16 protein-coding genes are annotated in these 18597 nt (G+C 41.1%); 5 read left to right on the top strand and 11 right to left on the bottom strand.

All coding sequences use genetic code 11. The annotated features are described in order from the left end of the window. Nucleotides 1-124: 124 nt before the first annotated feature. Nucleotides 125-1357, top strand: coding sequence for an AraC family transcriptional regulator (locus tag AWM73_RS01195; protein ID WP_076340201.1), 1233 nt, complete (start codon nucleotides 125-127; stop codon nucleotides 1355-1357). 71 nt (nucleotides 1358-1428) lie between these two features. Here the strand turns inward: AWM73_RS01195 and AWM73_RS01190 are convergent, their stop codons facing one another. From AWM73_RS01190 to AWM73_RS09155, 5 genes are all read right to left on the bottom strand, one after another. Further along, nucleotides 1429-2385 carry a DMT family transporter gene (locus AWM73_RS01190; protein WP_076340200.1) on the bottom strand — a complete coding sequence of 319 codons (957 nt, stop codon included), beginning with the start codon at nucleotides 2383-2385 and terminating at the stop codon, nucleotides 1429-1431. 87 nt (nucleotides 2386-2472) lie between these two features. Then, on the bottom strand, nucleotides 2473-3153 hold the full coding sequence (larB, locus tag AWM73_RS01185) for a nickel pincer cofactor biosynthesis protein LarB (protein WP_060777704.1): 681 nt from the start codon (nucleotides 3151-3153) through the stop codon (nucleotides 2473-2475). Between the two features lie 51 nt (nucleotides 3154-3204). Next, nucleotides 3205-3999, bottom strand: a complete 795-nt coding sequence (gene larE, locus AWM73_RS01180) for an ATP-dependent sacrificial sulfur transferase LarE (protein WP_060777703.1) — start codon at nucleotides 3997-3999, stop codon at nucleotides 3205-3207. 13 nt (nucleotides 4000-4012) lie between these two features. Further along, nucleotides 4013-4456 carry a nickel insertion protein gene (gene larC / locus AWM73_RS09160; RefSeq protein ID WP_060777702.1) on the bottom strand — a complete coding sequence of 148 codons (444 nt, stop codon included), beginning with the start codon at nucleotides 4454-4456 and terminating at the stop codon, nucleotides 4013-4015. 23 nt (nucleotides 4457-4479) lie between these two features. Continuing rightward, nucleotides 4480-5220 (bottom strand): LarC family nickel insertion protein, encoded by a 741-nt coding sequence (locus tag AWM73_RS09155; RefSeq protein ID WP_060777701.1) that lies wholly within the window; start codon nucleotides 5218-5220, stop codon nucleotides 4480-4482. Between the two features lie 184 nt (nucleotides 5221-5404). Between AWM73_RS09155 and AWM73_RS01165 the strand changes: the two genes are divergently transcribed. Next, entirely contained in the window at nucleotides 5405-6640 is a 1236-nt protein-coding gene (locus AWM73_RS01165) for a helix-turn-helix domain-containing protein (protein WP_060777700.1), read from the top strand. Between the two features lie 44 nt (nucleotides 6641-6684). On the opposite strand, the gene AWM73_RS01160 is transcribed toward AWM73_RS01165, so the two are convergent. Then, nucleotides 6685-7884, bottom strand: coding sequence for a coenzyme F420-0:L-glutamate ligase (locus AWM73_RS01160; protein WP_060777699.1), 1200 nt, complete (start codon nucleotides 7882-7884; stop codon nucleotides 6685-6687). 195 nt (nucleotides 7885-8079) lie between these two features. Between AWM73_RS01160 and AWM73_RS01155 the strand changes: the two genes are divergently transcribed. Beyond that, nucleotides 8080-9045 carry a glutathione S-transferase family protein gene (locus AWM73_RS01155; protein WP_060777698.1) on the top strand — a complete coding sequence of 322 codons (966 nt, stop codon included), beginning with the start codon at nucleotides 8080-8082 and terminating at the stop codon, nucleotides 9043-9045. 88 nt (nucleotides 9046-9133) lie between these two features. On the opposite strand, the gene AWM73_RS01150 is transcribed toward AWM73_RS01155, so the two are convergent. Then, complete coding sequence (locus tag AWM73_RS01150; protein ID WP_060777697.1) at nucleotides 9134-9433, bottom strand: DUF2316 family protein; 300 nt, start codon at nucleotides 9431-9433, stop codon at nucleotides 9134-9136. A 112-nt stretch (nucleotides 9434-9545) separates the two neighbouring features. On the opposite strand from AWM73_RS01150, the gene AWM73_RS01145 reads away from it, so the two are divergent. Then, nucleotides 9546-10238: a response regulator transcription factor gene (locus AWM73_RS01145; RefSeq protein ID WP_060777696.1), complete on the top strand. Its 693-nt coding sequence runs from the start codon at nucleotides 9546-9548 to the stop codon at nucleotides 10236-10238. After that, nucleotides 10235-11131 (top strand): sensor histidine kinase, encoded by an 897-nt coding sequence (locus AWM73_RS01140; protein WP_060777695.1) that lies wholly within the window; start codon nucleotides 10235-10237, stop codon nucleotides 11129-11131. The genes AWM73_RS01145 and AWM73_RS01140 overlap by 4 nt, the downstream gene beginning before the upstream one ends. Before the next feature lie 79 nt (nucleotides 11132-11210). On the opposite strand, the gene AWM73_RS01135 is transcribed toward AWM73_RS01140, so the two are convergent. From AWM73_RS01135 to AWM73_RS01120, 4 genes are all read right to left on the bottom strand, one after another. Beyond that, nucleotides 11211-11990, bottom strand: coding sequence for an ABC transporter permease (locus tag AWM73_RS01135; RefSeq protein WP_060777694.1), 780 nt, complete (start codon nucleotides 11988-11990; stop codon nucleotides 11211-11213). 3 nt (nucleotides 11991-11993) lie between these two features. Then, nucleotides 11994-12914 carry an ABC transporter ATP-binding protein gene (locus AWM73_RS01130; RefSeq protein ID WP_060777693.1) on the bottom strand — a complete coding sequence of 307 codons (921 nt, stop codon included), beginning with the start codon at nucleotides 12912-12914 and terminating at the stop codon, nucleotides 11994-11996. Between the two features lie 272 nt (nucleotides 12915-13186). Further along, on the bottom strand, nucleotides 13187-14200 hold the full coding sequence (locus tag AWM73_RS01125) for a lipoate--protein ligase (RefSeq protein WP_060777692.1): 1014 nt from the start codon (nucleotides 14198-14200) through the stop codon (nucleotides 13187-13189). Nucleotides 14201-14421: 221 nt separating this feature from the next. After that, on the bottom strand, nucleotides 14422-18588 hold the full coding sequence (locus AWM73_RS01120) for a pneumococcal-type histidine triad protein (RefSeq protein ID WP_060777691.1): 4167 nt from the start codon (nucleotides 18586-18588) through the stop codon (nucleotides 14422-14424). Nucleotides 18589-18597 lie beyond the last annotated feature (9 nt).

Genomic DNA, 18597 nt, shown 5'->3' with positions numbered 1-18597 from the left:
CGTTTCTTATAATGCTTTCAAATAAAATACCCAGACTTAGTCACCGTCTCTTTTGAATTTTATTCAAGCAATTATATGGTAAAATAAACATAAGAGTGAAGAAGTTAAAAAGGTTGTGAATGTCATGCAAGGTCCTATTAATATCCAAGAACCTTCTCCCAATAATATTGATGATAACTTTATTGCATCATTAGATATTGAAAGCGACAGTTCTCCGACAAAGGCATTAATCCATAAAGAAGCTCGTTTTTTATTTATCTTATCCGGCAAAGGAAAAATAAAAATTCAAAACGAAGTTCATACGATGAAAAGAGGCAAGATTATTTCACTCTTACCTTGGCAAATTTCAGAAATAATTGCGGTCGATGAAAAAGTCACTTATTATCTATTAATTTATCGATTTGAACTCATTGAATTTATCTTAAAGGAACAGTTAAGCTATGCAAATGAAGGTCAAGATATCGTTGACTTACTTTATCAACAACATTCAATCCAAGTCGATAAAGATGACAGTCAGGTCTTCCAAAGGGCGATCCATTCCTTAAGAGATGAGATCGGCTTACGCACTGCCTCAATCAATCGGCACACAAAGCCCCTATCTTCAATGTGGATTGTCATCCAATTAGCAGAAATTATCATTTCTTACCTACGACAAATTTCTAACAATAAGACCCAAAGTATTTGTAGCGAAGAAATTTTCCGCTATATGTACCTACACTCTTCTGAAGATATCTCTTTAAATAAGCTCTCAGAAATTTTCTTTCTATCAAAATCGACAATTTCAAAGTATATCAAGAAATTAACTGGTCTAGGCTTCTATAGCCTGCTCGATGAAATGCGTTTATCTAAAGCCCAGTACTTATTACTCCATACCGATCTCAGCTTGACCCAAATTGCTGATACTTTAAACTTTAGTGATAAGTCCCGGCTATCCAAACTATTTAGCCAACACCACGGCATAAATAGTAGCCATTTCAAAGCCACCTATAAAAAAGGAGACAAGCAAATACCTAGCCGCCTAAGCCCGCGAGACCTTAAATTAATCAATTACCTGTATGAAAACTATGCCGAAGATATTACCATTGATCAACTGTCGAAGATATTTGATAGTAACCCTAAAGATATTAATTCTATGCTTAATTATTTTGTTGAAGATAATTTTTCAAATTTCTTGAATCAATTACGCGTCAATAAAGCTTGTGACTTACTTATTAAAACTGACCTAAGCATTATTGATATCGCCTATCAAGTCGGTTTTAATTCCAGCAAGACCCTGACCCGAAATTTTAAAAGGATTTTACAAATATCCCCCAGTGCATTTCGTAAGTTAAATCCTAAAGAACAAATCCGTTATTGAAAAATCTTGATAAATAACAAAAGAGTTGCCCGCAATGCTCCGTAAGCATTCCAATCAACTCTTTTTATTAATTATTCTTCTTTTGAATCAGAAAATAAGAAGCTCAGTTTAGTTTCTGAAATTAAGATCGCAACAAATATCATTACGAAACCGATAGTCTTGTATACGGTTAGGGTCTCAACCCCTAAAGCCACTGGAATTAAAATACCAAAGACTGATTCTAGAGAAAGAATTAAAGCCGCACTGGTTTCATCAGTATATTTCTGCCCAACATTTTGAAATAGGAGGGCAACTGCTGTACACATTATTGCCAAGTAAGCCAACTCTAAGAAAGTTCTCTGTCCAATCACCAGATTAGAGTTATCTTCAAAGAACAAGGTCGTTAAGCCAGATAAGACTGCTGCAGTAATGAACTGCAGAATAGTCATCAAATAAGGATCCTTGCCCTTAGAAAATTTCGTAACCGCTACAATGTGAGAGGCAAAAAACAGACCGCTCAGTAAGGCCAAAGCATCACCTAAGATTGCTTCACGTCCTTGACCCAGCACTGAATTTTCAGCACCACCAGCCATTGACACAAAATAAATTCCTACAATACAGAATGCTGCAGCAATCATGTTAAATTTATCAGGCCGATTTTTTAAAACGATCCAGGAAATAAAAGGGACTAAAACACAATAGGAAGCGGACAGAAAAGCTGATCTACCAGGATCTGTATATCCTACCCCAACTGTCTGGATAGAATAGGCAATGAAGAGAAAAACCCCAATACTTACTCCACTTTTTAAATCCTCTTTAGTCATATCACGAATTTTTTTCCAAAAGATTATCGCTAAGACCAAAGCCGCTACTGAAAAGCGAATCGCTAAAATCATATTTGGATTAACGTAATCCTGTGCGCCCTTAACTACAGTAAGTGATGATCCCCATAAAAAGGCAACAACCAGTAAAAGTAGATTACCGAGTTTTTTATTCTTTTTCTTCTTCTGGGGAGCTGGCTGATTAGCAGTTTGATTTTCTTCTTTCATGATAATTCCTCACTTTTCTTTGCAAGTGACAAGTGACAAAGTTATATCTTCGTATCACCCCCTCTTTCTACTTATCTATAAAAATTGTTAACCTCTCTCCTTAACAAATTGGCTGATCTGCTTTAAGAATAAGGCTCCTTGGTAGGCTCCACCGAAGCCATTATCGATATTCACGACACTTATCCCGGAAGAACAAGAAGTAATCATGGCTAAGAGCGTCGTAATACCTTCTAGGTTAGCCCCGTAACCCACCGAGGTTGGTACAGCAATCACGGGCGCCTCTACTAGGCCGGAAACCACACTAGGCAAAGCGCCTTCCATCCCTGCAACCACTACGAGCACGTTGGCTTGGCGAATTTCTTCTTGGTAAGATAACAAGCGATGGATACCGGCCACGCCAACATCATAAATGCAGGTCACCTGGCATCCCATCCATTCTGCTGTCACCCGAGCTTCCTCTGATACGGGGAAGTCAGAGGTTCCTGCATTTAAGATTACCATCTTGCCATGAGGAATTTTCTCACACTGGCCAATGGTAATCGTTTGAGCAGCTTCTTGATAGTCAGCTTGGGGGAAATCTGCCCCAATAGCCTCCCATTTTTCTTTAGCTACCCGGGTCACCAAAACAGGCTTATCGTGGTCAAGTAAAGACTGCATCACCCGAGCGATTTGTCCTGCAGTTTTATGCAAACCATAGACAATCTCTGGGTAACCCTTTAAATGATCGCGATCAATATCCACCTTGCTTTCACCTAAATTATCAAACATTATAAGTCCTTCCTCTATCTCTCTTTATTGATACCACTTAATAAATTAGTTTTAACGATTGAGTTTTCCATAAACATAGCCTTCAACATCTAGGGCCAGGTGTTTAAAGCCATAAACCTTAAATTGGGCTAAAATCTCATCCTTTTCTCGGAAGAATTGGTCGAACTGGTCAGGAGAGAGCTCTAGCTTAGCCAATTCATTGTAGTAGCGAACCCGAACGGGATCAAAACCCTTTTGGCGCATATAAGCTTCACTAGCTAGAATTTGCTGGACATTGTCCTGGTTAAGTGGTGTTCCGGTAGGAAAGCGTGAAATTACACTACAGCCACTTGACCGGTTCCAATTCGAAATACCTTCTTTTTTAGCCAGTTGACGGACATCATCTTTAGTAAAATCACACAGGATTAAGGGGCTTTTGATATCAAACTCTTTACGGGCCTTTAAGCCGGGACGATAATCTTTTAAATCATCTACAATCATCCCGTCCACTAATACATAGTCTTTATTTTGAGCCTTGGCGGCCTTCTGAACGGCTTGGTAAAACAACAATTTGCTGTAATACCAAATATTTTCGTCATTTTTTTGAATACGGGGATCTTCTAACTCCTTGACAGGAATAAGCTGACTTTCCACATCCATAGCCTGAGCAAGAGCTAGCGCTTCCTGGTCATCCGCCTCACTCACTAAATCAGACTGAATAATGATGGCCAAGGTGTTCTCCTTACCTAGTAATTTTCTAGCAAGATATAAGAGAAGAGTTGAATCCACTCCCCCAGAGAAAGCAACGCAGACTTGGCCCATTTCTTTTAAGAGACTTTCCAATTGCTGCAATTTCTTTTGCTCCATAATTACTCCTTACTTATTCTATTTGCGAACCGAACTTTTCTTCAATAACCACCAAGGCCTTTTGATAGACCTGACTAAGGGCTAAGTGATTATCTCTAGCCAAGTTCACCAAGTCGTCGTATTCTGGAGTGACTTTAATAATCTTTCCATCCAGATATCCGATTTTAAGCTGTAGCCAACCGCCCAATAAGGCCACTTGGGTAAACTCTCTCGCTAAAATCAAGCGTTCACTGTCATAGTAACGCACCCCAAAAGAAGAACTTTCTTTTAATAAAATTTTAGCAACGCTTTCCTTATCTTTGCTTGGGGTTAAGATCGTAATGAGAACGCCTGGACGGTCTTTTTTCATCTTTACGGGACTATAGAAAACATCAAGAACTTCTTGCTGACTCTCCAGCAAGCGCAACAAATAGCCCAATGCTTCTCCCGTCATATCATCGACTTGGCACTCAATCACTGAAACGCTTTCCCTAGCACCTGCTAGTTTTTTTTTAATAAAGCAATCCGTAAGACGTTGGGATGGTCAAATTCACGATCCCCCACTCCATAGCCAATTTTCTCTACAGTCCCTTCAACCACATCCGCATAATCATCGGCTAAAACCTTGGCGAAAGCTGCCCCGGTTGGTGTAGTTAATTCTCCCTCTGCAGTAAAAGCCGATAAAGGCACACCCACCAAGATTTCCATAGTTGCTGGTGCTGGCACCGGATAAAGTCCATGAGCAATTTCAATCTTGCCATGACCGGTAGGCACTTTTGAAAAGGTTAAGTAGTCAACATCCAAGTCTTCTAGGGCTAAACACACCCCAATAATATCAATAATCGAGTCCATGGCGCCTACTTCATGAAAATGAATCTGGTCAGCTGGCTTGCCATGGATTTTTCCTTCTGCGCGAGCGACCTCTTTAAATATGGCTAAACTCCGCTCCTTAACTCGATCAGCCAGATCACTTTCCTCAATTAATTGAAAAATCCCTTGAGCCGAATGATGGTGGTGACCGTGGTGATCATGGTCTTCATCAAGCTCTGCAAAGTTTAAGTTAAGTTTATTAGCAGTAATCCCCTTTTCATCTTTTTTGCTAAAAGACATGGAAAAATCATCAATGGGTAATTTTTTTAACTCGCTTTCGATATATTGCGGGTCTGCCCCTAAGTCAACTAAGGCAGCTAGGGTTAAGTCACCAGAAATCCCATATTCACAATTCACGAATAAATGACTCATAATAATCTCCTTTTTTCATTTAATCTCGACCATTTAATATGTTTTTATTATATCGTTGATCAATAAATTATCAAAGTATAGCGCTTTCTTTTATCATTTTGATTGTGTTAAGTTTAGTATATAATAATCTTATTCATGCCATTAAATAAACTAAAATAGTAGGGGGAGTGAACCATCAATAGTGATGAGAAAATATATTAATAAACTCAATGATGGCTTTAAACAAAATTCATTTGCTTTATCAATGGATATCCAATCAGATTCCAGCCCCACAAAACCCTTATTGCATAAAGAAGCTCGGTTTTTAATTATTATTTCAGGTCAAGGGAAAATAAAAATTAATAATACTGACTATATTATGAAAGCTGGGCATATTATTGCTTTACTACCTTTTGAGGTTTCTGAAATTGTAGAGATAACCGAAAGAGTAACCTATTATTTACTCGTTTATAACTTTGATCGCATAAAATTTCTAATGAAAGACTATTTAAATATTGACAAGGAGTCATTTGATTTATTCAATTATCTAGAAAATAATCCTTGTAAAAAAATAAGTCCTAAGGGGCGTTATCAAGTCAAACAAATTCTCACTGATTTACGTGAAGAGGTTGGACTGATTTCCACTCACACCAACCAACTTTTTCATGCCCACCAAGACTTATCTACTATTCGTAGTTTACTTAAATTAGCAGAGTTTATTATCCTCTATCAAAGAGAAAACCAACAAATAAGTAATTACACCCCTTCTTATAAAGAAATATTTGCTTATTTATTCTACAATGCTTCAAAATCGCTTCATTTAGATGAAGTCGCTAACATCTTTTTCTTGGATAGCCAGTCCTTAGAAGCAGGAATACAAGCTTATGTAGGGATCAGCTTCAAAGAAGTTTTACAAAGAATCCGTGTCTTTAAATGGCTTCATTTACAAGAAAATACTGAGTTAAATCAAGAAGAAATTTCTCTGCTATTAAACTATCCCTACAGTCAAGAAATACAGGAAGAAAGCAAAAAAATTCATTACTTAAGCCCTAAAGAATGTGAATCCTACTGGCAATTAATTGAAGCCATTACTCCTATAGCCCTTAAAGAATTGCAACCTAAAATATTAGAATTTACCTACTCTCACTTTACTGATGCTCTTACAATTGAACACCTGAGTCAAAGATTTTCCCTTAGCCCCCAAGATATCAATAGCCAACTTATCGCCTATACTGAAAGAAATTTTCAAAACTTAGTGACCCATCTACGAATAAAAAGCGTCTGTCAACGCTTACAAGCTGGGGATAAAGGCCTTAAAGAAATCGCCAAAGAAACGGGCTTTATTCATGAAAATAAACTTAAACGTAGCTTCTATACTATTATGCAAATGACCCCAGAAGCCTACTGGGAAAAATATAAGCAAGAAAAAAGTTCAAGCTGATGTTATTTTCAGCTTGAACTTTTCCTTTTTACTCGTTAAATGAATTAATCTTCATTGGATAAATTATCAAAGTAACCTTGGATGTAAACAATTGGAGTTCCTTTATCCCCACTACCACTGGTTAAGTCAGATAAGGAACCTACTAAGTCAGTAATTTGCCGTGGTGTTGTTCCTAGGCTGACATTTTTACCATCTCTATCCACATCGTCATGTTGGCTAATATAGTCAGTGATGGCGTCCTCTAAGGCTTGTCCGCTCAGATCACTGAACTCGTTATCAGCCAAGTATTTTAATTTCACTTCATTAGGAGTGCCTTCAAGACCACTGGTATAACCAGGGGAAACGACTGGATCAGCCAGTTCCCAGATATGACCCACTGGATCTTTGAAAGCACCGTCTCCATAGACCATGACTTCAATTTTCTTTCCGGTAGCTTCTAATAAGCGCTTTTGCACATCATAGACAAAGGATTTGGAATCACGCGGGAAGAGTTTTAATTCATTGCCCCCAGAGAGGTTGGTTCCTAGTAAACCGTATTCTTCATTATAACCGGAACCATCGACTGACTGGGTTAAGATTTCATCTAAACGGTAAACAGTCTTAGTCCCAGCTTCTTTAACGGTTTGTGCGGTTTTGAAACGGGTATGAATATCCGATACTAAGACAGCATCGGTATAGTCAAGAATGGCTTGGGCCTGGTTAGAAAAGATAATTTCACATTCAGCGCCTTCTTTTTCCACGCATTCGCGGTAAAGGGCCACATAGTCTACCCCAGTAAATTTATGTTTGATTTCTTCAAAGTGCGAACGGAATTCTGCTTCACTTAGGGTATCGGTCCAAGGGTTAACGCCCGACTTCACCAGGGCTTCATCACTGATTAATTCATTGCCCACTTCATCAGCTGGGTAGGAGAGTTGGATTACAACTTTCTTAGTTGCCCGGGCAACGGCTTGGAGAATATTATAGAAACGATTCCGACTATTAATTGGAAATACCACACCAATACTTTCTGATTGGAATTTTTGGTGGATATCCTTAGCGACAGCATCTAAGCTGGCATAATTTCCTTGGGCTCTGGCATAGATTGATTCGGTAATGGCCACAATATCCTTGTCATGAATGGTAAAGGGCGCCTCTTTGGCTGCATGAGTGACTGTATCTACAACAATTTGAGCTAAGTCGTCACCTTTTTTTACAATGGGTGCACGTAGGCCACGTGATACTGTCCCAACAACTCTTGACATATTCATCATCCTTTTTAATTAAATTACTTTGAGTACCTGAACATTTTACCATTATTTTCTCTGACATTAAATCATTTCTTGGTTTTTTACCCATACAAGAAAAAGGAGCAAATCATTTTTCATTTAGAGATTGGTCTTATATAGTAAATAAGAAGCTTATATGACCTAAAGACAAGTAAAAGGAGCGATTAATCGATGGGATTATTAGTTGACGGTAAATGGTATGACAAGTGGTACGATACCGAAAGTACTGGGGGCCACTTTGTCCGCAAAGACTCCCAATTCAGAAACTGGATTACTAAAGACGGCTCACCCGGGCCCACTGGGGAGGGTGGCTTTAAGGCTGAAGCTGGCCGCTACCACCTCTATGTGTCCTATGCCTGCCCCTGGGCCAGTCGTGCCCTTATTATGCGGGCACTCAAGGGGCTAGAAGATATGATTTCAATCTCGGTTGTCCATCCCCATATGGGCGAAAACGGCTGGACTTTTGAAGAAGCAGATGGTGTGATCAAGGATCCCCTCTTTGACGCTGACTATCTCTATCAAATCTATACCCATGTTGACCCTAATTATAGCGGTCGGGTCACGGTTCCCGTTCTCTACGACAAGAAGACCGATACCATTGTTAATAACGAGTCTTCCGAAATTATGCGGATGTTTAACCAAGCCTTTGACGATATTGGCGCAAAAGCAGGTGACTACTATCCGGAAAACTTGCGCGATGAAATCGACCAATGGAATGATGAAATTTATCCTAAGGTTAATAATGGGGTCTACAAGGCCGGCTTTGCAACTAAGCAATCCGTTTACGAGGAAGAAGTCGACCAATTGTTTAAGGAATTGGACCGCCTAGAGGACCACTTAAGTCAACAGGATTACCTAGTTGGTGACCAAATCACAGAGGCCGATTGGCGGCTCTTTACTACATTGGTTCGTTTTGATTCCGTTTATTACGGCCACTTCAAGTGTAATATCAGAAACTTAACTGACTACCCAGCCCTCTGGCTCTACACCCGCAAGCTCTATCAATGGCCGGGAGTTAAAGAAACGGTAAACTTTTCTCACATTAAGGAACACTATTACACCAGTCATCCTACCATTAATCCTAATGGTATCGTACCGGTTGGACCTGATTTAGACTGGTCACTTCCTAATGAATAAAGAAATAAAATCATTTGAATAAGCACTCTCACTAGCCCTCAACCCGCTACAAAAAAGGCACTCCCGAGACTAGTGGAAGTGCCTTTTTTTAATCTAATAGACCACGCTCAATCAGCTTAGGATCTAAGAACCAATACTTATGGTAATCACCACCCAGGGCTTGGAAGGTCACTGGCTCTTGGCCCTGGTCTCTTAAGTGGCCATTGAGATAATTTTTTAAGATCCAGGCATCTTCTAAACGTTGGCCTTGTAATTGAAAGACCTGGTCCAGGTAACTTTCACTGGTTTCCAGAGTCTCAGCCAGCTCCTGCTTGCTTAATCCAGTCTTTGTAAAGGCCGTTTTAAGTGCTTTTTTGGTTTCTTCTCTTTGAACTAGGGTTAAAGACATGGTCATCACTCCTCTTTCTGCCTTCTATTATAAACTTCGACCGAGAAATAAGAGAATAATCAGCCTAGTCCATGTTACAATACTGGTAAAATCAAGTGAAAGGCGTGGTTGCATGACACAAATCCTGATTGTGGAAGATAATGATGACATTAACACAATGCTTAAAGACCTCCTGTCTAAGGATTACCAAATCCAACAAGCTTTTTCCGGAACTGAGGCCATCCGACTCTTTGACCAAGAGGACATTGACCTCGTCCTCCTAGACATTCTCCTGCCTGGTATGAAAGGCGACCAAATCCTAGGCTATATTCGCCAAAAGAGCCAAATCCCCGTCATCATGCTGACTGCCCTGGGAGATAAGGACCTGGTCAGTGAATATCTCTTAAAAGGAGCCAATGACTACATCACTAAGCCCTTTAATAATAAAGAAGTCTTAGCCCGGATTACGGTGCAATTGCGGCAAAGCCATTCACAAATAAAAGACCAGTCTGACCAAGTCATTCACTTTCAAGCCATCTACTTTGATCCCCAGCAGTTTCTGATCTATACCGACCAAGAAGCTATCCGCCTAACTAAAATCGAAGCCAAGATCTTTCACAAATTGCTCAGTCATCCCAAGCAAATTTTTACCAAGGAACGACTCTATGAATCTATCTGGCAGGCTCAATATATCGCCGAGGACAACACCTTAAACACCCACCTTTCCAACCTCCGTAAGAAACTCGGTCAATTAGATCCCAGCCAGGACTATATTGAAACCATTTGGGGGATCGGCGTCAGACTAGCAAGGGGGGACCAGGATTGACCCTTCTAGTAAGCATATTATTTCTATTCTTGCTCTACCGCTATCTGAAAGTAAAAAGGGCCTTACAGGATCTAAGCCAGGACATGGCCTACCGCCGAAAAGAACAATCCAACCGCCTGCTTACAAGTTCTCTAAATGATAAAGCGGTCCATCAAGTGGTTAGGGAAGCCAACCAGCTTTTCGATGACTTGCAAACTTTGCGGATTAAAAACCTCCAAGAAAAGAATAGTCTCGATCAAGCTATCCATAATATTGCCCATGATATTCGCACTCCCCTCACTGTCGCCAGTGGCTACTGCCAGCAGCTCTTAGATTCAGAAAGCAGTTTAGAACCAACCGAAAAAGAAAAGTTATTGAAAATAAACCAACATCTCAGCCAAGTCGCCTATCGTTTAGAAGAATTACTCAGCTATCAAAAACTCATTGAAGGCCAGGTACAAGTCCAGCTCAAACCGGTAGACCTCAGTCAAGTCGTAAAGGAAAACTTACTCCATTACTACGACCGACTGAATGCTGATTTTCAGATTCACTTAGCCATAGAGGAAGCTTGTTATATTGACAATAACCCGGACCTTTTGAACCGGATCCTGGATAATTTACTGGGTAATGTGATTAAGCATGGTCACTCCACCTTAAGTATCCAGGTCAAAAAAGACCAGGATAAGGTCCGCTTGACCATGTCCAATCAAAGTCAGCAAGCCGTTCAACATCTAGACCAATTAACTAAGCGTTTCTACGCAGAAAACCTTGCCAACGACCAACTTTCCTCAGGTTTGGGCCTCTTTATCATCCAAGAGTTAGTCGATCTCACTAAGGGACAACTTACCATGACCTACCAAAAAGGGACCTTCACCAGCCAAATCACTTGGCCAGCCAGTCAACTTAAAAATTAAAAAATAACCGACGACCAGATTTAGAAGCTTATTCTAAATCGAAGCGGTCGGTTTTTCATTACTCATCTATTGGTCGTTTTTAGAAATCGCGCTGTTTAAATGACACTAGGGCGATCAAGAGACAAGCCGCAATCACTAAGAGGGCTAGGGGAGTAAATTCTAAGAAAAATTCACTGTCCAAAGTTAAGGCTCCGGCTTGGTTGAGCATACTTTGGAAATTCAGGTAGGCGAAAATTTTGTTTTCAGTAAAGTAGGCAATCTGAACGACTGTTAGCACCAAGGGCACGACAATAGTCGCTAAGATACTCCACACATTGGAGAGGGTTAGGAAAATAACCAGCATCGTCACCGCAAAAACCCCTTGGAGGGAGAGATACTGCACCAGAAACACCCTAATAAAATCACTGAGCCACTCTAAGCTCAAGGCATCAAAGCCATTCGTAAATCCCGCTACCAGGTAGGTCGTTCCGTAATAGAAGATGAATTGCAGGGCTGTCACCATGAGGAAAACACAATACTTAGAAAAGAAATAATGGGTCCTGGGCATCCCGCTACTAATAATATTCTTTAAGGTGCCGCTATTTAAATCGGCCCCCACGGTCATATAAAAGAGAGGGAGAGAGAAATAGATTAGAAAGGCGGCCATAGTTGACATCGCCATAACGGCTTGGTGACTAGTCCAGGCCATTTCTCGGATAAGATCGGTTCTTTGGGCGATTTCCTGAGCGTTTTGCTCAGAGACTGTCATCGAGAAAACGCCCTTATCCCAGACACAAAAGGCGACCACCAGAATCAAAACCAGCTGGGTAATGTAAAATCCCTTGCTATGAAATAATCGATAAAAATCTGCTCTTAACATGGTCTATTGGTCTCCTTTCTCTTCGACAATACCAGTAAAATAATCCTCCAAATTTTTGTGAGAAAAATAAATGGCATCGATAGGCACATCTGCCTGACTAAATAGCCTCATGTAAGGTTGAATCTTTTGGTCAGAGGTGAAAATATGAATGGTTTCTTCATCCACCACTTTAAAATTCGATTGCCCTTGTTCAGACAATAAACGGCTGGCCTGGGGAACTTGACTGGTTTGTAAGACAATATACTCCCGGTTCATTTGCTCAAATTCCTCTTTAGTCAATTCTTGGATAAGTCGCCCCTGGTTAATGAAGCCAAAGCGGCTAGCCGTTTGATAAAGTTCAGAAAGAATATGACTAGAAATGATAATAGTCATTTGCTTTTCCTGACTTAAGCGTTTAACTAATTGACGGAAATGGCTGATGGCAATCGGGTCTAAGCCATTAATGGGTTCATCGAGAATTAGTAGGTCAGGCTGGGTTAATAAGGCAATCCCAATGCCTAATTTTTGTTTCATCCCCATAGAAAAGGATTTATAGGCTTTCTTGCGGTCTTGGGTCAGGCCAACCAAGTCTAAGGTTTCCTTTACCACCCGATCCTCATCAACCACCCCACGTAATTTACAATAATAGTGTAAATTTTGCTCTGCAGTTAAGGCGTCATAGGCGACGGGACTTTCAATGACTGCCCCGGTGCGTTCCAAGGCCTTGGTCCACTCCCGGCTACTTCCTGAATGGAACAAGGACACTTTACCCGAGCTTGGTTTGATCAAACGGACAATTGCTTTGAGCAGGGTGGTTTTTCCTGCCCCATTACGGCCAATTAAGCCATAAATTTCTCCTGCCTTAAGACTTAGAGACACTTGGTCTAAGGCTACTTGCTTGCCATAAGTCTTGGTCAGCTGGTCAACTCTTAGCACTTCTTCCATGCTAATCCCTCACTTTCATATCTGATCTCTTCTTGACACTGTTTATTATGCCAGCCGCTTCTCAATAGATTCCCAAGCAATTCTAAAGTCTTTCTAAAGAAATGGAAACACGCAAAAAGGAGCTGTGACTGGGGACTGCCTACCTATCAGTTAGGCAGAGTTTTCCACTTAGCAACAGCTCCTGTTCAATTATTCAGTTTTTATCCACAGACCGCTCTCTCATACAGACGGTTTTAGCGTTTTTCCTCAAATTATCCCCAAGAAGGCATTTTCTAGGCTTCTTGGAAAACAATATCCACTAATTCTTCCGCAGTGACATCACCGAGGTATTTATTTAAGTCTAGATCACTTAAGGCATCAACCATGGCTTGACGGTCGTATTTGACACCATCCAAGGTTTCTTCCACATCAGAAATTTCTCCTAGACCGAAGAAGTCCCCGTAGATCTTTGCTTGGCTAATGACTCCCTTAGAAACATTCAAACGCAAGTCCACAAAGCCGAAGGGGAATTTATGTGAACCTTGGATATCAAAGTCAGGGGATTGGCCATAATTCCACTCCCAGTTTCCCATCCGTTCAGCCCGTAAATCCATAACTCCTTGCCAAATTTCAGGGGTTAATTTTAACTCAGGCACTTCTTCACGACTTTCAACCCCAAAGATTTCGAGTAGGATCCGGTCACGGAATTCTTCTGTGGAAAGGTTCTTGTACTCCTCGTCGACAAAGGGTTTGATATTGGTTACCCGTGAGCGAACCGACTTAATCCCTTTGGATTCGAATTTTTCTTTACGGGGTTTCAGGGCATTGTTGACCTCATTTAAGTCCGCATCAAATAGAATGGTCCCGTGGGCAGTCATCCGACCGTCCTTAGCGTACATAGCGTTACCAGAAAATTTTTGGTCGCCAATCACTAAGTCATTACGACCCTTTAGGGCAGCGCCTTCCACCCCCATCTTATGGAGGGCATCGATCACCGGTTTAGTAAAGGAGGCAAAGTCACGGAAACTGCCATCATCATCTTTAATAAAGCAGAAGGAAAAGTTACCTCGGTCATGATAAACCGCTCCCCCACCGGACATGCGACGAACCACTTGGATATTATGCTCATCCACATAACGTTGGTTAATCTCTTCATAAGTATTTTGGTTGCGTCCAATAATAATCGAAGGATCATTGATATAAAATAGTAGGATGGGTTCATCGACCAGACGGTTTTCAACCAAATAGGTCTCCAAGGCAATATTAACCGAAGCATCGTAGTGATTATTATTATCTACAAAAATCATTGTTTTCCTTCCTCTCATGACTAATTCATATTTAATAAAGCTTACCAGAGCTTATTATAGCAAATTTAACTGATAATGAAAGCGGTTGATAAGCGAAGGGCTAAGAAAAAAACTCCCCCTAAAGTTTTAACTTGTTTAAAGTTAACTTTAAAGGGAGCCTCTTGCCTTAGTATTGTGACTTCAGCAAATGTCTAAGCGATTAAATACTGAATTTTCTCTGCTTAGTTTGCCGCTTTGACTTCAGTAGTCAGGTTGGTCTCACTGTTTTCTGGCAAAACTTCTTTGTCATTGATTTTTTCGACTTCAGTATTTTCTGAATTTACTGTTTCAGTATGCACATTTTCTGCTAGATCTTTCTTTTCCTCACTATTATCTAAGGACGGATTGTGATCGCTCTCAGAAGTTAAGTTAGCCTTTTCTTGCTCACGCGATTTGAGCACTGCTTCCACTGCAGCAACTTGGTCAGAACTTAATTCACTGGCCTTTTTAGCCTGTCCAGTTTCTGGTTTATAAACTGTCAGCTTGTATTCCGTGCCGAAGATTTCAAAGATGTAGCCTCCAGCTGTCCTGGATTTTACTTCTTCCGGATTAAAGCCATGAGTAGCGAGAAAGGCTTCCTTTGCCGTTTCAATCCGTTCGGCATCGTTTTTTTGCCCGGTAGCTACTTTTGAATCGGTGGCTAGCTCTTTTTCTGGGGTCTTGCTATCTCTTTGCTGCAAGACTTTTTCTACCGCGGTAATTTGTTCTTTTGAAAGTTCAGACTGACTGAAGTACTGGTTACCTTGGTCAAATTGGAAGAGGTATCCGTGTGAAAAGCGGCTATGCACTTTATCTGCTTGGAAATTCTTCAAGAAAAGTTGTCGTTCAATTTTTTCAACTTGATAATCGGATAAAGCTTCAGCTGGATAGACCACCGACTCTCCATTCACTTTAAAGTGGTAACCATCTGCATCCTTGCCTAATACTGCTTGAGGATCAAGTGTCTTTCTGGTTAAGACCGCTTCGACGGCAGCAATTTGCTCCGGTCTTAATTCAAATTTATAGACATAAAATTCCTTACCATTGTCACCTTCGAAGACGTAACGGTCATCACGCTTGTCAGGCACAACACTTTCCGGATCGATTTGAGGGCTTTGATCCTTAGTCTTTTCAACTGCTATTCCCTGTTCTTCCATCCATTCTTCCACTTGGGCAAGTTCATAGGCCTTTAATTCGCCAAATTCAATATAGTGGGTATGGGCATGGCCATCTTCTCGGTGCGCAGTGGTTACACCATGGTCATCCACCCCTAAGATATTATCCTTACTGAAAACATAGCCTTCAGAACCGGTATTATAAGGCCCTACTTGGAGCCCCTTACCGAAAGCCTTATACTTTTTACCATTAAAGGTCACATAGAAATCCTTGTCATCCTCTGAGTGGTTATGAGGGACACCAAAACCATTTTTAGGCGGCATTTTAGCTTCAGGATGAGCGATTAAATAACGCATACTTGCCTTAGCCTTTTCGATTTTTTCCTTATCTTGGTTAAACCAAGCATTTAAATGGATATCTTCGATTTTGTGCCAGTGGTCAATATGGTAAACCAAGAAGACCCCATTTTCTTCTCTTTCCGGATAAGCCATCTGTATATTCACAGCTGCCAATTGCTGAGGGGTAAAGAGCCCTTCAGGGATAGGGGTAGCTTGTGGCTGCTCGGCTACAATTTCTTCCTTCTTCTCATCTTGGTCATTTTTAGAAGAGCTAAATGAAACAGTTTCATAGTCGATTGGCAAAGCAATATCATCAAGTTTTTTAGCAATCGTTTTATCCGCGAGAACAGCAAGTAACTGATCACCATCACGTAAAACTTCTTTGTCTTGGAGACCATGTTCCAATTTGAACTGACTCAATTTTAATCCTAAAATATAGTCTTTATATTCTTCAGCAGTAGAAAAATCACTCGCTCTTAGGTAGGAAGGATAGTCCGATAAATTCTTCATATGACTATGATTACCATGCGGAACAATGACTTTATTGCCGGTTACTTTAAGATCGGCCTTCTTAACCCCACTTTCCAGGACGATTAAAGAAAGTTTCTTATCGATTTCATCAGCAGAATCCTGACTTGCTTCGATAAACTTAATTTCCTTTTTCCCGCTATTGACATAATCCTGTGCTTGACGGATCTCTTCATCATCCAAATCAGCAAAGGGAACATAGTGACTGTGATCACCGTGTTGGGTGATAAAACCGTTACTATCGTACTCTACGATCGACTCTGGGCTAAAGCGATAGCCATCATCAGTGGTATAGGCTTTATGATCTTTCCCTTTGGCGGATTTATCGATTTTTTGAGCCAGAGCAAGGAAGTTTACCTTATTTTGGTCTTTCTCCTCTTGGCTATCGTCAACCTGGCTTGCTTGGTTTTTAGACTCATCTGCTTGATGATTTATCTCTTCACCATGGGAATCTGAAGGTTTACTTTCCTGATCGGTTTTCCCAGCTTGGTATGTATAAGAAGGATTGTTGAGATGAGCCTCCGTTGCAGCAATTTCAAGAGCGGATAATTCTTGCAAAGGAATCACATGGTGGTGGTCACCATGGGGATGAACGTAGCCAAAATTTGTCTTACGCGTGACTTTCATCGGATCGAATAATAAGCCATCCCCTTCCCTATGGCGTTCTTTTAAAGGAAGAGAGTAAAGTTCATCCAACATTTGCTCTAGTGATTTTTGAGTATTTGCCGGACTGTCATTGAGATCTTTTTGCACTTGTGGTTTTGCTTCTTTGGGATGATCGATTTGGCTAGGTTTAAAGCCTGGTTTATTCACTTGCGGGCGAACTGGGTCTAAGGGCCTAATGACCTTCTCAGTCTGGTCTTGCTGTGCTCCAGCTTGCCCGCTCTTCTTATTAAGATATGCCTTGGCTTGAGCGCGCTCATTAGCACTTAAATCATCCTTAGGGACATAGTGGAAATGATCGCCGTGCTGACAGATATAGCCATCGCCTTGGTCGGAAACGATCGATTCAGGGGTAAAAATATACCCGTCATCGGTAGTATATCGTCCCTGACGCCGCGCTTCTTCTAAGGGGGAAAGATCCTTTCCTTGATCTTTATTGCCTTGTCCATGCTCATGGGTTTTCTGTCCTGCTGGCTCTTTTTGCCCAGGAGATGCTTGATCTTTTTTCTCAGGCTGATGCCCCGTTTGTGCTTTCTTATTCGATGCTGTCGTTTTTGAATGGTCTTTAGGCGCTTGGTAGTTGTAGTTCCCAGCCTTTAAATAAGCTTCAGTGGCCGCAATTTCCAAATCAGATAGTTGATCAAAAGGAATAATATGGAAGTGGTCGCCATGGGGGAGGACATAGCCGAAATTGTTTCTTTTGGTGACTTTTACCGGATCAAAAACTAAGCCATCGGACTCTACATGGCGTTGATTCATTGGCAGTTTATAGAGTTGGTCTAATAAACCGTCTAAGCCAGAGCGCTGTCCCTGACTCGCTTGCTGAGCTTCTTGGTTGGCTTGATTTTGGGGACTTATTTTACCCGTTGATCCCTGTGGGTTTTGCCAGCTATTATTCCCATTCACTAGGCCAGCATAAGGACTATTATTTAAACGTTGGCTAACGATGCTTTGTCCACTACTATGCGAAGGGCCCGCTGATCCTGGTTGAGAAGATCCTGATCTTCCTGCCATATAGGCCGCTGCGGCCGCCCGTTCCGCTGGAGAAAGATCTGCCTTAGGTACATAGTGGAAGTGGTCGCCATGGGCACAAATATAAGCGTCCCCAGTATCTTGAACAATGCTCCCTACAGTAAAAACATAACCATCATCGGTAGTATAACGGCCTTGGGCTTTAGCTGCTTGGACAGCTTGGGCCTCAGCCTTAGTCATGGTATGTCCTCCGTGGCTACCGTCTTCTTTAACATTGTGCAGTTTTCTTTGCTCTTCAATTTCTTCCTTACTGCGCACATTAACAGCCTTATTAGGATCTTTTAGATAGAGGTAATATTTCCCATTAACCTTAATGATATAGCCGTCCCGAACTTCGTTAACGATATCTTCTTGACGGAGTTTGTAGTTGGGGTCTCGCATAATCAATTCTTCACTAATAATGGCATCATAAGGAACCTTACCATTGTAATAATGGAAATGGTCACCGTGAGAAGTAACATAGCCATCATCAGTGATCTTCACCACGATTTGCTCCGCTTCGATTTCATCATCCGCATGAGATAATTTCTTGGCTTCGGCCCCATCTTTTCCCAAGCCTTGGTCAGCAACATAATTAATCGCCGATTCATTGCCTGAATGCCCCTGGGAGTAACCCCAATAATAGCCCCCTCCTAATAAGAGCGCTGAGGCTGAGCAGGCCAGAATGGCTTGCTTAATGTTTTTCTTCTCCACAATTATTCA

The sequence above is a fragment of the Aerococcus urinae genome, assembly GCF_001543175.1.
In the GTDB taxonomy this organism is placed as follows: Bacteria; Bacillota; Bacilli; order Lactobacillales; family Aerococcaceae; genus Aerococcus; species Aerococcus urinae.
This window is presented reverse-complemented; position numbering and strand designations above follow the sequence as displayed.